3 protein-coding genes are annotated in these 1,984 nt (G+C 31.3%); all 3 read left to right on the forward strand.

What is annotated here, in order from left to right; genetic code table 11:
- Window positions 1–173: 173 nt before the first annotated feature.
- The gene (locus ACW2QF_RS18200; RefSeq protein WP_455717436.1) at window positions 174–368 is read left to right on the forward strand and encodes a hypothetical protein; all 195 of its coding nucleotides are present in this window, start codon (window positions 174–176) and stop codon (window positions 366–368) included.
- 120 nt (window positions 369–488) lie between these two features.
- A complete protein-coding gene (locus tag ACW2QF_RS18205) occupies window positions 489–1,283 on the forward strand; it encodes a phage antirepressor KilAC domain-containing protein (protein WP_455717437.1) in 795 nt (264 codons plus the stop codon).
- Window positions 1,283–1,660, forward strand: coding sequence for a hypothetical protein (locus ACW2QF_RS18210; RefSeq protein ID WP_455717438.1), 378 nt, complete (start codon window positions 1,283–1,285; stop codon window positions 1,658–1,660). Before ACW2QF_RS18205 ends, ACW2QF_RS18210 begins: the two co-directional genes overlap by 1 nt.
- The last annotated feature ends 324 nt before the right edge of the window (window positions 1,661–1,984 follow it).

Consider the following 1,984-nt stretch of genomic DNA (forward strand, 5'->3'; position numbering starts at 1 on the left):
CCGTTTTATTCGCTAATTCGGCTCTTTTATTATGCGAATACTGTACTTTTTAATTGGTTCAATTCAAGGCTTTAGTTTTGTGGAAAATTTTATAAAATATTTAGTATCAAGTATTGACTCCTAACCTTTGATGTAGTATAATCAATCTTGTAAACACACAAGGAGGTATATAGATGGTTGATGTAAGAGATGTCTATATAACTGGTGAAGTTTCAAAAGAGCTTGATATTACTCCTGCTTACTTAATAAGATTAGCAAAAAAACTTGATTTACCTGAAACAGATTTTAGAGAAACGCACAAAGGAAGTTATTTGTTTAATCGAAATGCAGTGGATACCATTAAGTTGAATTTGAAAAGAAACCAATAAAAAGAGCAACCCATCTACTTTGGCCGGTAAGGGGTCGCTCATACATAATAAGATTTCTCTTATGTTATAATTCTATCATACTTCTAAAATTATATCAATTATATTTTAGGAGGAAGTCATATGAAAGAAACGAAATTTATTTTCGAAAACAAGGAAGTAACTATTGAAATTATTAATGGTTTGCCAATGTTTGAGATTTATTCTACGGGCATGGTATTAGGACAAGTTAAAAAGAACAAAATTGGTGTAGAGTATCCAAGAAAAGAGAGAATAAACGAAAATATCAAAAATGCAGAAATTAAACCGTGTGTCCACAACGGACACACCTTTATTTCAGAATCGCAATTATACGACTTGATGTTAGAAATGAAAACAGACAAGGTTAAGCCATTCAGAAAATGGATAGTGAATGAAGTTCTTCCAATTATCAACAAGACTGGCGGATATGTGGAGTCTAACAAAGAAGAGGAATTCATCAATAACTACTTCTCTTCTTTTAGTGATGAAACCAAGAAATCAATGGTTGTTGACTTGCAAAGGAAGAACGACGAGCTACAAAATGAAATTAATCAACTCAAACCAGATGCAGATATGGCAAATGATATTATTAAAACCAAAGGTTGGTTAACACTAAAACAAGTAGCTGACTTAATAGAAATAGGACGGACAACCCTATGCTCTCTTCTGCGTGATAAGAAAATTCTATCTAAACAAACTGGATACAATGAGCCAATGGGGCAATACATAAAAAGTGATTATTTTAGCACTATAGTAGCAGAAAATGAAAAAACTGGACATGTTTCAGTTGTGACTCTCGTATCTCCAAAAGGCCTAAAATTTATATATCGCTTAATTAAAAAAAATGAATTATTAGACGAATTTAATACCACTCCTCTACAGGAGGTGCAAGCATAATGGAAATTGAAGAATTCGTAATAACTAAAGAAACGGAATGTCAACGCATTAAAATTACTTTAGATCATATTATTGAATTTTTGGATAATCTCTCTCTGTTGCATAAACCACGTACATATAGAATCATGGAATATTTTCCACTTGATAAACCTGAACCATATAAACCACGAATATACGAAGTCGAAAATCTTGTTTTAGAATGTGAAGATGGAATCGTTTTTGCTGGTCTAAAAAATGGAAACTGTATACCCGAAGAGGTTGGCAATTGTGTATTGTCTGGATTTCTAGAAGAAAATATATTAGATATCGGGCACCAGCATTATTTTAACTACATAACAATTAGTTTTGATGATGGATTCATGAGAATTCATTACTAAATAACAAATTCAATACGTCAACAAAGGCACTCGAATAATGAGTGTCTTTTTTATTGTAAATCAAATATGAAAATAACACACGTCCCTGATTTTATCTTGGGCGTTTTTTGTATGTAAAAAAATTAGCAGAAAATGTTCAAATACATGAAGGGAGTGTTAGATAATGAATAATGACTTTAATATGCGTGTTGGCATCGAGCCAAGCATCAACCAACAAGAAGTTCAAAATAAAATAAATAATCAAACAAAAAATTTCGTAGTAAAAACTGCTATTCAACTCGATAATGATGCAAAATTTATTAATTCTCAGATACAGAAAATTAA

This window comes from Anaerosporobacter sp. (genome assembly GCF_965301125.1).

Excerpts from the sequence above, each read along its gene's own strand:
- ACW2QF_RS18205 (WP_455717437.1), top strand. The coding sequence starts at position 489 with ATGAAAGAAACGAAATTTATTTTCGAAAACAAGGAAGTAACTATTGAA.
- ACW2QF_RS18210 (WP_455717438.1), top strand. The coding sequence starts at position 1,283 with ATGGAAATTGAAGAATTCGTAATAACTAAAGAAACGGAATGTCAACGC.
- ACW2QF_RS18200 (WP_455717436.1), top strand. The coding sequence starts at position 174 with ATGGTTGATGTAAGAGATGTCTATATAACTGGTGAAGTTTCAAAAGAG.